7 protein-coding genes are annotated in these 16,876 nt (G+C 42.4%); 2 read left to right on the plus strand and 5 right to left on the minus strand.

Annotation, left to right across the window (positions count from 1 at the left end; translation table 11 throughout):
* The first annotated feature begins 206 nt into the window (after positions 1-206).
* Positions 207-899, plus strand: coding sequence for a TetR/AcrR family transcriptional regulator (locus QJS82_RS03670; protein ID WP_201619525.1), 693 nt, complete (start codon positions 207-209; stop codon positions 897-899).
* A 167-nt stretch (positions 900-1,066) separates the two neighbouring features.
* On the opposite strand, the gene QJS82_RS03675 is transcribed toward QJS82_RS03670, so the two are convergent.
* The 5 genes from QJS82_RS03675 to QJS82_RS03695 form a co-directional block, all read right to left on the minus strand.
* Entirely contained in the window at positions 1,067-1,858 is a 792-nt protein-coding gene (locus tag QJS82_RS03675) for a hypothetical protein (protein ID WP_281491255.1), read from the minus strand.
* Positions 1,859-2,009: 151 nt separating this feature from the next.
* Positions 2,010-7,283, minus strand: a complete 5,274-nt coding sequence (locus QJS82_RS03680) for an SdrD B-like domain-containing protein (protein WP_281491256.1) — start codon at positions 7,281-7,283, stop codon at positions 2,010-2,012.
* A gap of 152 nt (positions 7,284-7,435) precedes the next feature.
* A complete protein-coding gene (locus tag QJS82_RS03685; protein ID WP_281491257.1) occupies positions 7,436-9,508 on the minus strand; it encodes a hypothetical protein in 2,073 nt (690 codons plus the stop codon).
* A gap of 82 nt (positions 9,509-9,590) precedes the next feature.
* Complete coding sequence (locus tag QJS82_RS03690) at positions 9,591-10,055, minus strand: hypothetical protein (protein WP_281491258.1); 465 nt, start codon at positions 10,053-10,055, stop codon at positions 9,591-9,593.
* 261 nt (positions 10,056-10,316) lie between these two features.
* Positions 10,317-13,364: a hypothetical protein gene (locus QJS82_RS03695; protein ID WP_281491259.1), complete on the minus strand. Its 3,048-nt coding sequence runs from the start codon at positions 13,362-13,364 to the stop codon at positions 10,317-10,319.
* 668 nt (positions 13,365-14,032) lie between these two features.
* Here QJS82_RS03695 and aceE point away from each other — a divergent pair.
* Positions 14,033-16,846: a pyruvate dehydrogenase (acetyl-transferring), homodimeric type gene (gene aceE, locus QJS82_RS03700; RefSeq protein WP_281491260.1), complete on the plus strand. Its 2,814-nt coding sequence runs from the start codon at positions 14,033-14,035 to the stop codon at positions 16,844-16,846.
* The last annotated feature ends 30 nt before the right edge of the window (positions 16,847-16,876 follow it).

The raw sequence follows: 16,876 nt of genomic DNA on the forward strand, positions 1-16,876 counted from the left end.
TTTTGGTTGATTGGTGAATTATTTTTTAACCTATTCATGTCCCTTGCTTGACTGTGTACAAGCGTTTATCATGCCTCTTCGTTGAGTATAGTAGCGGTGCTATTGGCCCAAATTACCGGTTGATAGAATGTCCTTCGATTTAGGACAGATGCTATCTGATGAAGACTATATTTATAAAGATGGGGCGTAACATTAAGAGATTTATAATGAGTGAAAATAAAGACGACAAAATTGAAGATGTACTGGTAGATTCGGAGCTGGCAAAAAAGCTGGTCCCTAACAAATTTAAATTCACCAGTCAGCAAGGCCGCGCACGCCGTCAAAAGCTATTGATGGGCGCGAAAAAATTGAGTGAAACTCAAGCGATTAATGATATTACCTTGGCTGCTGTCTGTGAAGAAGCGGGTATTCCAAGAGCTTCTGCATATCATTTCTTTCCAAATATCGAAGCGATATTTTTAGCATTGCGTTTTTTAAATGCGATCGACATCTTAGAAGTGCTGACCACTGTCGAAACGGTTGATTATGATAGATGGCAAGCGTATTTGACCGCGCTGATTGAGCGCTGTGTAAAAATCTTTGATGAAGACCAAACCAAAGCCAAATTGATTTATGACACCAATACTCCTGATTTTGAAGGGGACAGTTTTGGTGAGCATATGGACAATCAAGTGGTGCAATTGGTATATAAACGCCTATCAGAACGTTATGAAGTGCCAAAATTTGAAGATATCCAAGATGTGTTATTGATTACCTTTAGTATTATTAACGCCATCTTTACCGTCTCTTATCGCCGTCATCAGAGCATTACTGATAAATATTTGCAAGAAGCCAATACCGCTTCTATCGCTTATCTGCGCTGCTATTTGCCAGAAAAATTACCGCGTAAAAATCGTTAATTTTTATTGAGCTAGAGTTTGAGCCAAATCCAAACGTAAAAAAGCCGACATGATGTCGGCTTTTTTTTGCGCGTTTTTAATAAACGTTTATTAAACATTGATTGAAATTTTATTGTGTGGTCAAAGGCTAGTTAGTACAAGCATAAGTCACTACAAGCATAGGACACCTACTTTTTATCAATCGTTGTTAGCACTTGACCATTACAACTGTCATCGCTTGAATCTAAAGGCGCGTATTCTTCATAATAACGCACGATAAGCGCTTCTAAAGCAACGTTGGTTTTTGAGTCATGGGCATTGACGAAAGCTTCGCGTGCTTGCTCAAGCCAGCGATCTGCCATCCGAAAATGACTGTTTGATGATTTTGCGCCACGTTCACAGTGGTCGGTAGCTGCCCATATTAATGCCACTTCACTAAAGGCCATTTCGCGCGGCGCATTCACGATACCGCCACTATCTTTAAGGGCATTTAAAGTTGCCCATAAATCAGGTCTCATGAGCGTCGAGGTCGATGGGATATCTTCGATAAGCTCAAGCGCTTCGACTTTATTATTTTTTAACGCCTGCAAGATGGTTTCTGCAGCTTGGGCGGCTTGCACAGCAGCGTCTGAACGACTATTCATACTGTCTTTATGAGTGGCGTAGTTCAGCCAAGCTTGGGCTTTGTAAGCAAAGTATTGTTGACGGGCACTCATGTCTTTTTGCTGATAGGTTTGTAATTCGTTCAGCATACAGTTCATGGCGCGCTGTTGTACGCTTTGGGCTTTATCATCAGCTGTCTGGGCTTGAGATTCAGTATTATGGCTGCTAAGGCAATAGTCCGTAGTCTTTAGCGTAGCGTCTTTTAGCGTAAGACTTGTAGCCGATACACAAGATACGGTAGACAGAAGCAATACAGTGGATAGCGTAGCATATAGTGATTTTTTATAGGGAGCTGCTTGAAGGGCAGAATGAGGCATAAGATAAACCTGAAAGTAAGGTAGAAGTATGAAAAGTTTATATGTAAAGAGACAAGTTAATTTATCATTCAATAAAAACTGTCGCCCAGTCAATACAAAAATGCCGTAAGCGGGGCTTACGACAATGAGAATAAATGATAACTAGGAGGAATTATAACGTAGAACGGGCGCTGAGCGGCTTATTTTTACGTGAATCTTGGCGTTTGAATAAGTCTTCGTCAAACTTGAAGCGTAATCTAAAGTAAGCGCCTTCTATCGTCGTATCGTCATAGGCAATATCTTCATCTTCAAAGCCCATGAAGTTATAGCCAAGCGATAACCAAAGGTTGGTCATCGGGCTATAGCCAACCTCGGCGCCAACCAAGTAAGATAAATCGTCCGCTTGCTTATTCCAATACGTACCTGCTTGCAAACCAATATCCCAGCGCTCGCTGATATCATACAATCCGCGTGCATACACAGCGTGTGCAGTATTATCGCTAGCAATTCCTTGAGCGTCATATTCCGTATATTTACCGGCATAATGCCCTGATAGCGTTAATGGGCGCGTTGGATGATAGTTACCACTCCATGACCAGACAACAGTATCTTTTTGATATGGATCGTTGCCTGTTGCGTTATCATCTAAGCGGTATTCAAGCTTAGCAAGCATATCGAGCTTATTGCTATCGTAATCACGGTAAGCGGCGCCTAGCTGAAAACGATTGATGGTACGATGACCATCATCATAATCCACTTGTGAATAGATATCCTTGGCGAGTAAAGTAACTTCATCGCTATAGCGATAAGCGGCGCCTGCGCTAGCGAGTAGCGTATCACTAGTGTCGCCCCAACGTTTTTCTAAGCGCCCTGAGACTTTATATTTTTCATTAGCAAGGTATTCAACGCCAACACCGGCTGCAGTCGCGGTACTGTCTTTTTCACCTTCTAACGATTCGACACGCTCGAACAAAGTGTTAAGTGTCAAACCTTTTTGCACATACCATTTATTCTTTAGGCCAATAGCGGCTTCAGCTTCGCGGGCGCTGATCGCATCACGCATACGGTATTCGCTATAGACTTTGCCGTCTTTCATATAAGTGGCATCAAAGCCGATAACGGTGCGTTGGCGCTCTTCAGAATCGTCTAAACCGTAGCTGCCTGACAAGCTATTGATTAAATCATGACGGGCGTATAAACGACCTAGGCTACCAAGCGCTGTTTCGCCGCCGATAGAAGTGGCATTGCGCGAACTATGCTCGATATCTTGCTCGTATTCGGCAAACACCAATGAATTATTGAGCTTTGGCAAACGCGCGGTAAGACGGGCGCGGGCAGTGGTGCCCTCGATGTCTTTTTCAGCATTGCTCACGCCATTCAGTGCTGATTGATTAATGATGTCGTCATTAAAGATGGTATCGTTAGTAATATCTAAGACATCGGTTGCCACTTGGGTATTGCGTGAGGCAGCAGTGGCCTCTTGCTTATAGTAGCGTACGCCAATCTCGCCAACGATATTTTGACTTAAACGCTGTTCAATACTGGCTTGTAAGCCTTGACGACTGGCCTCGGTAGTATGGTCTTTAGTGCGGACACCTTCAAGTTTCAGCGCGGTATTTTTGTCATTTAAGGTATGAGTGATTTCGATGCCAGACTCGGTTCGGCCAGCCGTTTGAGGGGACGCGCCAGTGACAAAGCCTTCATCGGTATCATTATAATAGGCTTTGGCACGCGTGTTTTTCTTATCGTCATAGTCAAGCTCGATGCGCAGTGCATCGCCTTCAGTATCTTTACCGTCTAACTTTTCGGCATTAATCTGATCGCTTGGCTGCGAGCTTGGATTTTCTGCTTTATTTTTGGCATATTCTGCGACCAGCTTTAGCTTATCGTTAAATTTGACCACCGTATTGACGCTGGCAAGTTCTTCTTTATTTAGTGGGTCATCACTATTAATATAGCTACCACCGATGGCGATTTTATCGGTCACTTGCTGCTTGGCAGCGATACCGCCAACCCAATATTTCTCGCCGCCTTCGTCGACTTCGACCGTCACGCGCAAATAGATAGGGTTGCCATCGAGATCTTGGCTAGCAATCGGTGACTTTAGATATAAGCTGCGGCTAATAGAATCGATTTCATAATCAGCAAAGCGCGTCAAGGTCTCACGGCGCACGATACGCCCCGGGTTATTGGCGTCACGGGTGATGACTTCGATGGTTTCTGAGTTTTCTAATACCGCGTCGAAATCATTGGCAAGCGGGTAGGGACCTGAAATACCAAGTCCGCGAGTTTCGTTAACGCGCTGTGAAGTACTGGTTTCAGCGGCAAACGCGGTGATGCGAGTGTTACTATCTTCAAACTGCGCTTTTAAACCCGTTAAAGTACGGTTGTATTGACCAAGTTTGATACCTTCATCATTATCGATTTGAGTTTTTAAATCGCCATACATTGCAAATGAGCGACCTTTATCAACCCGAACATAAAGCTTGCTCGTCGATTGGGCGTCGAAACCTTTAGCAGAAGAATCGCCATAGACAGGATAGTATTCACCCGGCTCGATATCACGGAACAGGCGTTCGCCTTTTTTATCGCTGTCATAAGCTAGTGTCAGTAGATAATCGCCGCGTACCTTACCTTTTAGGAACATCGCCGCGCGACCCGTTGCTGAATAGTCATCATTGCCAGCGATTTCACGCAGCTCTTGCTCAAAGGCACCTTGGGCATCAGTAATATTGCTGCCATCGAAGTTTTTAAGCGAGATAGCACCTTCGACGATACCAACAGCGATAAGAGGGCGCAACTGAGCGATGAATTGTAGCGGAATCACTTGTTTGCTGCTGCCCGTGTTAATGACTAGCTCACCTTTACCCGGTACGCTTGGAGCGGTGATGGGTATCAGTAGCTCGCCGCCAGAGACGGTGACTTGCGTACCAGCTTGATCCTTACTGCTATCGCTAAGATTGATACGACCGATATTGGTGTCAATTGTAATAGGCGTTGAGGCGATATAAGGGCGACCGTCACGGTCTTTTAGGCTAATCACTACTTGATATTCGCTAATACCGTCTGCAGCGACCAATTGTTTTTGCGTACGATAGTCAATGGCTTGCAAGCTATCGGGTGTCAATACTTTAATGGTCTGCTCAGAGATGACTTTACCATTAATGTCAGTCGCGACACCGCGTAAGGTGTTAGTGCCACGTTGTAAATCGACGGCATAATAATCAAACGCCGTCACCTTTTGCTTTTCTTGCTCAGCGGTTTTACCGATTTGCTCGGCTGATACGGCTTTGCCATTGGTATATAGGGTAAAGTTAGAACCTAGTGGCGCTTGTACTTGTACCATTTGCTTATAGGTGCTGAGCTGCTGACTTTCGCTAAGATTAATAAAGGCAACGTCATTGCTAGAAACTTCTTTTAAGTATTCTTCAAGCTCTTTTTCTAGCGGAGGAGCAATAGTCGTCACTGTCATATCGACACGATTGGCAGTTGGCTTGACCATTTCGTTAACGATGGCGGAGTCGCACTGTATGCCGGCATCTAGGACATCGTTAGATTTACAGCCGCTTGCATCGACATTGTCTTTATTGTCGCGGTTATAATCAGGCTCTAACACCAGCTCGGTCTTTACCGCTTGCTCTAGGCTGTCATTTTTAGCGCTGACAGATTTGCTGCGCGCGACCAATTCTGCGTTTAAGCGCTCGGTACTATCGCCCAACCCGCCAACGATAGCAAAGTCTGCACGATGTAGCTCGCCATATTTTAAATCAACGAAACGGCTGCTTGCATCTCCAGCATTGCGATTGCTTTGAGTAACCATTTCGGTGGCGTTAGGAATGGTGGTGCGGTCAACTTTTAGAACATGAGTTTTTGCACTGACGCCATAGAAGTTATATTTACCTTCAGGATCGGTGACGACGAAGTTGCCATTTTCCATGTAGATGCGCACGCCTGCAACACCAAGCTCACCATCTTCTTTTTGTTGAATGCCGTCGCGGTTGATATCGTGGTAAACCTTCCCAATGATGATGCCGTCAGTGTTCATGACACCGCGCTCAACCTCAATCTTCCATTGGGCTTCTCGTGATACTAGGCTTTGACCTTGCTCAGTAGCAGCAACGGCAGTCGCACGGTTGGTACCGTCACCGCCTAATGCCGATGAACCAATAAGGACGCGATAAGTAATGTCTTTCGTTTCGCCTGCATTCATGTTACCTAAACTTAAAACTTGGTATTTACCGTCGGTTTTAAACTCAGTCGTTTGGGCTTTATCAATACGTACGCTGCTATCCACATAGGCAAAGCCACGTGGTAGGGCGTCTTTTAGTTGCACGTCGTAGGCGGTTGTAGCACCGTCATTTTTGATATTGATCGTATAGTTTACATAATCGCCAAAAGCCGCAGTTTTGACATCGCCTTCTTTAGTGACTTGTAAATTTGGTTCTTCATCGATAATGGCCAGACTGCTATTAATATTCTCTGTAATCTCCTGCCTAATACCGTCTAAGTCGATATAAGCATCTAACTTAGCAACTAAATTAGCATCTTGTAGCGTTTGAATGATATCGTCATTAATGGCATTGGCGTTATTTTCTGTTGGTACTTCGATGCGAAATTTTCCAGTATTGTCGCCAGTCTCGATGGCTTTAACTGAATAAGTATCACCTGTTTTAGAGGAAGTAATGTTTATCCATACTTCATCTCGCACGCTATCTTGGACGTTACATTTAGCACAGCTGGCTTGAAGATAAATATCTTCGCCAATTTGAGATTTGCTTTTGTAGCCATCCCAGGAATACAGCATAAAATCGAGACGTGTTTCAATGATGATAAGCTCATCATTCACTAAAGCGGTAATAGAAGGGTCTTCGACAACAACAGCACCAAGCTTAATAGTAGCAGTATCATCGGCTGCAGCATTGGCATCAGATAACGCCTGAATGGTAAGCTCAATGCTCTCGCTTTTACCTAAAGTAATCTGAGCGGTTAGATTGTTATCTAACTTAATCTCTTTATCGACACCCTTATCGAAACGCCCATTGTTATTTAAATCTTGATAGACTTTGATGTTCGATAAACTGTTATCTACGCTCAGTGTCAAGTCAATGGTCTGATCACTGTAGCTAGTATTTGTCAGTATGTTTTTCCAAATTACAGTCTCGCCAGGAGCAATCGTCTTTCTTGGTGGTGAGGTTAAGCTGATACCAAACTGAGGAAAAGCAGACGATTGAACACTCACATGGTTAGAAGTACTATTTAGATTAAAGTTAGTGCCGTTACTGATAATATAACTGGCGTTAGCCGTGTTTTCGATGAACTGTAATAAAGGGTTTGGCGCGGCAAGCGCAGTATTTGATTGCATAAGCAACATAGCAAGCGTCAACGCAGAGAACTTAGCGGTGCGCAATGGCATGTGTTTAGACGATGTCATTAAATGAGCTGTCATATGTCGCTTATCCAATAAAACAGTATGGGGGTTTGGATTCATCTAACCTGAGTAGATCTAGGCTAGATGACATTTATAAGTACACTTAGATACTTATAGACCTTAAAACTAAGCAATAAAATTAAACTGATATGAGCAATGTCAAAATAACGCTATAAGGTACGAGCAGTTTTGATTTTGACTTTAAACTGCATGGTTGCAGTACCTTGAGGGGCTAATGTAGCAACCGTAGTGGTAACCTCAGTAGCATCTTTAGTAGCCGTATAGGTGCCACCAGCACTTGCAGTGGTCGTTGCGCTATTCACTACATAATCAGCTTCATTCGAAAAATTACTCAATAGATCGGATATGATTACGTCGGTAATAACAAATCCTATTCCTGCAGTAGAGGTGTTCTTGGCTTCGATTTGGTAAATAATACATTGACCCGGTGAAGCACCAGTAATGTCTGCAGTCACGAACGTTCCTACACTAGTGCCGGTACAATCAGCATCTATCGCTTGTTTTTTGACCAGTACTAAACCGCGGACAGTCGTGGTATCTGTTACTGTCAATGGTGTAGGAGCGCCTTCATCAGCTGGCTTCAAGGTAACCGTAGTACTTTCTTTAGTCGGAGTTGTAGAGTTGTTTGGTGTAAACAGTGGGGCATTGACAGAGGCTACTTTATAGTTAATGGTAACCGTACCAGTAGGGGCTATGCCACCAGGCAGCGCAGTCTTAATGTCATAGACGTTTACCCCGTTTACGAGAGTAGGTGTGATAGTCATCGCTGATCCAGGCGTACCCGTACCCGCACCGTCTGCATCATAAGTGATGGTGACCGTATTAGGCACTACATTAACCGCATCCGGCGTGTCACCGTCATTATCAGTGATAGTGAAAGTCAATTCGCCAGCAGTATCGCCCTCAACATCTTGACCATTGTTAGTGATGACCGTTTGATGGGTCACTTGACCAAGAGCACCTGAGGTAGGCGCGATTTCTCTGGTAGTGACACCAGCTAAGTTGAGAGCACGGCTGATAGTCAGTAGCGGTAACGTTGAGTCACCCCCTGTAGTCGTTGGGGTTTTACCATCGAGAATCTCAATGTCATCAGTATCATAGAAGGTAGAAACGTTTTCATCTGTACTGTCTGTACTATCGATCAGTGTATTATTAATAGTGTCGGCATTGTCATCCAAGTCATCAGTAACCTTGACATGGTTGATAGCAGTGGCAGGCACGAGCGTACCGCTACCACCTTTTTTCACTTTGAATACGATGGTTACTTTTTGACCTGCTGGGATATTAACACCAGTAATCTCAAAGCCAGCATCACCTGCATTGCTAGTAGTGATAGTACCTGTACCTACCTGACTCGAACCACTGACGCTTGTGGCGGTCAATGCTTCTGACAGTACGAGACCAGGGGGTAAAATATCTTTGATAGCAATATTAGTGGCATCAGCACTATAGGTAGTGGTGCCATCGTTGTTTATCACTATCTGATAAGTGGCGGTGTCATTGGGATTATTAAGATCCAAAGCGTTAGTAATCGTCTTCACGATACTAAAGGTCGGTAGTCTAGTGAACGAGCTGTCAGTATTAGTAAGGGTTTTTACTGTAGCAGCAGGGCTAGCGGTTAAGAATTTACTAGTAGCAGATATGGTCAGGCTTTGGTCACTGGCTGCTTTATTGTTCTGGGTCTTGGCATTGATCGTAAACTCAATATACTGATTTTTCTCTAAAGGAAACTCTTGACCATTAGCTGTCGCATAAGGCACGGCATTTTGAGAACGATTGACGCTTTTATCCGCGTTATATATCACGTAGGAGACAGTAGAGTTAGCTGGAACATACTTTGCATCGGGCGACACTATATTTACAGTATAGATATCTTCTCGGTTACCCGTGTTGGTCAATGTATGTCTAAACAGTACAAACCCATTGGGAGCCACTGGTTCTTTAATATTGACATCATCGTCTTTAGTACCGCCCGCAGCAGTGTCATCATTATTAGCAATTAACGAAAATGATACCTGCTCTTGCACGGTAATTTTGACTTCATTTGATTCAACATCAGGCTGCTCTTCACCGCTGACATTATAGCTAGCGGTTGCTTTGTTGGTTATCTCTACGCCAGTCGTCGTTGCCCCACTTTTGGCAGCATTAGCCGTGGTAGTGATACCCATCACAGCAGCGATACCCACCGCTAATAGACTATAATTAAAAACATTTGATTTCATGTATAACTCCAAGGTTTAAAAGTGTCGAAATTGGAATGAAGGTTTGAAAGTAGTAAACGGTATGTTTTAATCAATGATGATGTCATTCAACGATTGTATTAAGAGAGACCGCAGCGGATTTACTGGCTGGGAGTAATTTGATATTCCAACGTAAGGTACGGTATTCGGAAAATGGAATTTTAACCATTTTGCCATCGACCTTGCGCATCAAAGGCATATCAGCATAATTCTTGCCATCGATACTGCCTTGAGCGCTAGTAGGAGATACCTCACCAGTAAAAGTCATGTTGGCTGGAATGGGTAGGGTAACTGCTAAATCGCTGATGTTTTCATTAATGGTATTGGTATAGACGGCTTTGTACTGAATAACAGTGCCAGTAGGGGCCGTTCGAACTGGTAAATAACTGATTTTACCTTCAGTGTTTTTAACTACCTTGTTGGCGGTTAGCTCCATTTTTAGAGCCTCATCAGCATAAGCTGTGTTTAATAAAAATACAGAGGCTAAGCTCGCTAATAAGGCGCTACGTAAAAACTTGAGACCTTTCATATTAAATCCTTTATTAATTCATCACTGTCGAAATATTTATCGCTTGTATAAAGCTCAGTAATTACTTTATTGTCGTAAACTGAAAAATATCGATTATGCTCTTATAATACATAGTTACAGATTAATAACACATTGTCACTAGAAATGCGACAAAAGGAGATTTGAGGTAGTTAAACGGTAAAAGCCCTATCTAAGAAGATAGGGCTTTTATTAAAATAGATGAATTTTAATGGTTGTTGTAAATTCAAGGGAAAGTAACAATTAAGGATCCATAGTATTTCCATATTTAGTATTAAAGCGGATAGCTTTTCTTTTACTAGAAGAAGTCGTTCCTAGGTTAAAGCCATTAGTAATGACAATGCGATTATCACCAAGCGCTACTGGGCTTGTTGGAAAAGTAGGTTCGCTACTTTCACCAATAGGAGGTGGTATAACCAAAGTTGATGTAATAAGAGCCCCATTCTCACCCCTTTTTTGCAAGATATCTTTGATGACGACATCTGTTAAAGGTACATTACCGCGGTTGATAGCTTCGATACGATAAGCGATACATTGACCTGGCTGTATGTTAGCTATGGGCTCTTTACTATAAGCAGCAGTCGGTAAGCTAGTATAGTTTACTGTAATTGTCATCAGGTTTGTTAAGCTACAATCGTGAACATATTGACTTTTAATCAATACTAAAGCGGTGTTTTCTTTAATGACATTTCCAAAGTCTAGATTCAGCTTACTACCATTGATTTCTACGCCAGTTCGATAGGTTGTTACACTAGAGTTAAAACTGAACTTTCGAATATTGGGTGTAGTATCGACACTATAGAGCCAATTATTGGGTTCTATCTCTTCTATACATAAATCGGTTTTACCTTCTAAGTCTTTTGGTAAGACCGTAAACTCATACTTTCCCGATTTTGTCACATCAACAGTCGCTATAATAGGAGTAGTGCTAGGATTCTTGCTACAATCGCTTAAGCGGGCTTTTACTCCATTCGTCCCATCTATACCTGCCTCATTAGCATCTAAAACACCATTAAAAAATGCGGAATTGTTATAAATACCACCTATTAGCTGTGAGTTAGGATTGGTAATACCACCATTGTCATTGAATACAATACCCGAGAAAGTATAAGATTTCGGTGTATTAGTAATGGTACAAGTGATCTCGTCACCATAACTGGTATTAGAGAGCGTAAAGGAACGAGTTTTGTTAGGCGCATCATAGGTAATTGGGGTTGTTACTATTGTGCTGCCTGTCGTGGTGTTGTTACAAACATAGGTCGCATCATAATTTGCTATATCGCCTAGCGTTGTTCCATTCATTACTCGTTCAGTAATTGTATAGCTTTTATTTTCTTCTAACTCTAGTACTGTGCTACTACCCTTGATAATAGCCGCCCCTTTGCCAGTTGTGGTAAAGCCATTGGTTGCTATTAAATTACCGCTAGTCTTTATCTCGAACTGATCTCGCTTAGTATCAGTATCGTTGACGCGGCTACCATTTAAAGCTTTTTTGACTACGAGCTTTGGAGGAGCAAGACAGAAATAGAAATCAGAATAGCCTACCAAGTGATCGCCGGTCGATGCTGTTGTGCTAGCGCCACTATAAGTATTACCATGAGTAACTATAAAAGGAGTCAATGCTGGGCTATAGCCCCAATCTATATTGAAGTTACATAGGCTAGACGTGTCACAGTTTTTCCAAGGTATTCCTGTGATGGTTTGGTTGCCATTAGATAGCTCATGATTAGAAGTACTAAAATTATTAAGAATTCCACCAATAGTTTTGATCGTTATACTTTCAGTATATTTGCGATTCTGATCTGCATCGAGGTCCTGAACGACAAATCCGTATTTCGTTACAGATCTGTCGATAGTAGCGGTTAATTGATGATTTACATCCAGTTTTTGGCTAGTGTGAAACATATTAATAGAGTTTCTTGTTGTGGTCCCATTTGTAGTTTCATACTTTGGATAGCCACTAACTATATTCTTTATGATGGGAAATGATAATGTAAGCTTAACCCCGCCAATAGTATAGGAATTGCTTGAGCCACTTGCCCAACTTAGCTTTTGCGTTTTTATAGGGGTATATTTTGGTGGGTTTTCACCGATATAATACATTTGATGACCGCTTAGACAACTGGCAGGTGAGCTATTAGAACCGCTATCAAATATAGAAGTCACAATATTAGTATCAGAGGCGGTTTTACTCGTCGGTGTTGAGATAAGAGTGGCAGTAGCTATATTTTGTACTGTAGAGCCGGAATCAGCAGTAACAATCGTTGGTACTTTAATGCTGTAGCTCTTGCCAACTGGTATAGACGATATATTGAAACCTGTCGCACTTTCTAATAACTTTATAGTGGGTAGGTTATTACTATCACAAATATTGTTAGTATCTGTGCTGTCACAAGTAATATTAGATTGCTTACTAAGGCCTGTGACTGCTGGATCTTTGAGTATTATATCTTTTAAAGGAACGTCACCGGTGTTGGTCACAGTAATTATATAATCAGTAATATTGTTAGTTCCAATACTAGTCAAACCGTCATCTTTAGAAATAGTATAGTCTGGCAACGGCACACAGAAATCATCAAAAGTTATTTCTATATTTTGAGCATCTGGATCACTTTTAGAGGCACTAGTATTTCCATATACAATGCTTAACTCTGAAATAGATTTATTAAAAGAAGCGGTTACCTTGCAAGAGTTGCTAAAGTCATTATCTTCACACCTTCCAAACCATCCAATAGAACCATCTCCAGACGCAGTATCTCCCGAAGCAATAACAAATTCTCCGGTTTTCGAAAATGCTGGCAACACTGTATTGTTAGTCCCGTCTTTAGCTATAAACTGTACTTTATCCCTCCAGTTATAAGCGAAAAACCCTAACTGCCTATCAATATCATAGACACTCATACTGAGATTAAGGAGAGGCTTGTCAAACTTATAGGTGATGGTGTTGGTATCACTTTCACTTCGCATATCTTGTTTAATAAAAAATGCACCACCGGTGGGAGAGATAGTATTAGCAGCGCCAATGATACTTTGCGAGCTGCCATTTTTTGTCATCGATCCGGTAATAACCACATCATGATCAGTAGAGCTACCTGCTGCCGTAATCGTTGATTTAAAGGAACCTAATGGCCATTGATTATATTCTTGAGGTTTGATCGTTGAAGAAGCATAACCAGTTGGACAACTAGCAGCAAATGCGGCAATATTTGGAAAGAGTAACAATAGGGATACTAACGTAATCCAACGAGATACCATGGACTTTAGTTCTAACAGCTTAGTAAAAAAATTCATGATAACTCCAACAGCAATAGTAAAGTAATAGTACTTCATATTAATTGTAGTGTTTGAAACACAATTAGTATACAAAAATAAGACGAACGTCTGTTTATAGGGGATGAGTAACAGAATGATAGCTATAAAAGTAGAATTTGATTGTTTTGTTGAATCTGCTATCAGAATTATATTAGTTGCTTTATGTATATCTAGAATAATGAGACCAGATTTTATTGTGAAAATGACTGTATTTTCAAAGGGTTATATAATATCAGTTTTATAGATTAATTCGATATTCTTAGTATTTATCTACAAATATTCATTTAAAAACTAATCACTATTTATTTCAGAAATACTTGTCATATTGGCATTTCTCGATAGCTATAAACAAACCCTCAATAAGTACCTATAATAGAGTGTCATTATCATTTGATAGTGAGTATCGCGTAGCGGATATCGTTTAATTTTACAACGATGTTTATTTGCTCCTATGCTAATCTACAGTGATACGATTTATTTAGAATTCTCTGTCATCACCACAAAATACAATGCAATGCTTAGATGCAGCAAGGACGTTATAAGGAAAGCATCAAGTAAAGTGATTGCTCATTAAAATACGTAACACACTCTGATTTAATAACACCCTGTCATTGCGCAGGGCTGACTGATAAAAAGGATTAAGAAAGATGAATTATTATAAGGATGCTGATAGCACCGAAACCCAAGAATGGCTGGAAGCCTTTGAGTCCGTTATCAAACATGCTGATAAGGATCGGGCGCAGTTTTTATTAAAAGCGTTATACAACATGGCGGTACAAGAAGGACTGCCATTTAACCGTCTCGATACGGCTTATATCAATACCATCGCGGTTGAAGATGAGCCAATGTACCCAGGCGACTTGACGATTGAGCGTAAAATTCGGGCTTTGATTCGCTACAATGCATTGGCAATGGTTATGCGCGCCAATAAGAACGATGATGATTTAGGCGGTCACTTAGCGACTTTTGCCTCAAGTGCGACCCTTTATGAGACAGGATTTAACCATTTCTTCCGTGCGGCGAGCGATCATTTCGGCGGTGACATGATTTATTATCAAGGTCACTCAGCGCCCGGTATTTATGCGCGCTCTTATTTAGAAGGTCGTCTGACCGAAGAACAGTTAGAAAACTTCCGCCGTGAAGTGGGCGGCAAGGGTCTTTCAAGCTATCCGCATCCGTACTTAATGCCAGATTATTGGCAGTTCCCAACCGTGTCGATGGGCTTGGGTCCGATTATGTCCATTTATCATGCGCACGTGCATCGCTATATGGAAAACCGCGGTTTATTAGAAAAAGAAGATCGCAAGATTTGGACCTTCTTGGGCGATGGCGAAACTGATGAGCCAGAAAGCTTGGGTGCGATTTCGCTTGCCGGACGTGAGAAACTGGACAATTTAATTTGGGTCGTCAACTGTAACTTACAGCGTCTTGATGGCCCAGTTCGTGGTAACGGCAAGATTATTCAAGAGCTTGAATCCGTATTCCGTGGTGCTGGCTGGCGGGTGATTAAGGTGATTTGGGGCGGTAACTGGGATACCTTACTTGATAAAGATGTAACAGGCGTGCTTAAACATCGTATGGAAGAAGCGGTTGATGGTGAGTACCAGCTATATGAAGCCCGTACCCCTGAGTTTACGCGTAAAGAGTTCTTTGGTAGATATCCTGAGCTAGAGGAGATGGCAAACGAGCTGTCTGACTATGATATTGCGCGCCTAAACCGTGGTGGCCATGATCCGATGAAGGTGTATGCTGCCTTTAGTGAAGCCATGAAAACCAAAGGCCAACCGACCGTTGTCTTGGTCAAAACGGTTAAAGGCTATGGCTTGTCGACCCAAGCACAAGCGGTAAATAAATCGCATCAAATCAAAAAACTTGATCATGAAGCTTTGATGTATTTCCGTGATCGTTTTGACTTGCCATTTACCGATGACGAGTTACAGACGCTACCATTTTATCGTCCAAAAGAAGATTCACTTGAGATGAAGTACTTAAAAGGTCGCCGTGAAGCCTTAGGTGGTCATCTGCCCAATCGCCGTAGTGGTCATATTCCATTAAATATTCCAGATTTGTCTATTTTTGATCGTGTGCTTAAAGGCAGTAATGGTAAAGAGCAATCGACTACCATGGTGTTTGTACGCCTGCTATCAGCCATGCTAAAAAATAAAGACATTCAAGACCGCGTTGTGCCTATCGTTCCTGATGAAGCGCGTACTTTTGGTCTAGAAGGTATGTTCCGTCAATTGGGTATTTACTCGGCTTCTGGGCAAAAATATACGCCTGAGGACAGTGAAGCATTAATGGGTTATAAAGAAGCCATCGATGGTCACATGTTAGAGGAAGGGATTAACGAAGCGGGCGCGATGAGTACTTGGATTGCACTGGCAACCAGTTATTCTGTCAACGCGTTACCGATGATTCCGATGTATATTTACTACTCGATGTTTGGTTTCCAACGTATTGGTGACCTTGCATGGGCGGCAGGTGACTGTCAGGCGCAAGGCTTCTTACTTGGCGCAACAGCCGGTCGTACTACGCTCAACGGCGAAGGCTTGCAGCATCAAGACGGTCATTCACAAATTCTATTTAACGTCGTACCGAACTGCGTGACTTATGATCCTTGCTTTGGTTACGAGCTGGCAGTGATTATGCATGATGGTCTACGCCGCATGTATGGCGAGGGCGAGCGCGTTTATTATTACTTAACTTTGATGAATGAAAACTACGAACAACCTGCCATGCCAGAAGGCGTGGAAGAAGGCATTAAGCGCGGCATGTACTTATTAGAAGATAACGGCTCAAGCCAAGTTCAGCTGTTAGGTTCAGGTGTTATTTTACGTGAAGTACAAAAAGCGGCACGAATATTACAGGACGAGTTTAACATCAGCTCCAATGTATGGAGCGTGACCAGCTTTAACGAGCTGACTCGCGATGGTATGGCTTGTGATGATTATAACCGCCTGCATCCGATGGAAGAAGAAATAGTACCTTGGGTTACTGAACAGTTGGCTCCGCACGAAGGTATCGTAGTTGCTGCTACAGATTATATGCGTAATTACTCAGAACAAATCCGCGCCTGGTTACCGGATAATCGCCCTTATACGACTTTAGGCACCGACGGTTATGGTCGCTCGGACACCCGTGAGAATCTACGTAGCTTCTTCCATGTTGATGCCGCGCATATCGTGGTCGCCACGCTTAAACGCTTAGCTGATGAAGGTGAAGTTGAGATGCGTCTGGTAAAAGATGCGATTTCAAGCTTTGGTATCGAAGCGGATCAACCGCCTGCATGGCAACAACAGCCTCATTATGATCATTTCCCAGACGCGCCAGCCCCTGACAATGTAAATCCGAGCCCTGTACCAGAGTTTGTCGATGAAGATGATGATGAAATAAGTAGCGAAGGTCGCGCAGAAGACCCAGCTGACGCCGCCTTACTCAATGATGATGACGTCAAAGAATAGCCAAAAGACAAGGCAATCATAATACAAGGA

The sequence above is a fragment of the Psychrobacter maritimus genome, from assembly GCF_029953575.1.
In the GTDB taxonomy this organism is placed as follows: domain Bacteria; phylum Pseudomonadota; class Gammaproteobacteria; order Pseudomonadales; family Moraxellaceae; genus Psychrobacter; species Psychrobacter maritimus.

What these genes read in the sequence shown, in the direction of transcription:
- QJS82_RS03670 (WP_201619525.1), top strand. Translation starts at nt 207, where the DNA reads ATGAGTGAAAATAAAGACGACAAAATTGAAGATGTACTGGTAGATTCG.
- QJS82_RS03675 (WP_281491255.1), bottom strand. Translation starts at nt 1,858, where the DNA reads ATGCCTCATTCTGCCCTTCAAGCAGCTCCCTATAAAAAATCACTATAT.
- QJS82_RS03680 (WP_281491256.1), bottom strand. Translation starts at nt 7,283, where the DNA reads ATGACAGCTCATTTAATGACATCGTCTAAACACATGCCATTGCGCACC.
- QJS82_RS03685 (WP_281491257.1), bottom strand. Translation starts at nt 9,508, where the DNA reads ATGAAATCAAATGTTTTTAATTATAGTCTATTAGCGGTGGGTATCGCT.
- QJS82_RS03690 (WP_281491258.1), bottom strand. Translation starts at nt 10,055, where the DNA reads ATGAAAGGTCTCAAGTTTTTACGTAGCGCCTTATTAGCGAGCTTAGCC.
- QJS82_RS03695 (WP_281491259.1), bottom strand. Translation starts at nt 13,364, where the DNA reads ATGAATTTTTTTACTAAGCTGTTAGAACTAAAGTCCATGGTATCTCGT.
- aceE (WP_281491260.1), top strand. Translation starts at nt 14,033, where the DNA reads ATGAATTATTATAAGGATGCTGATAGCACCGAAACCCAAGAATGGCTG.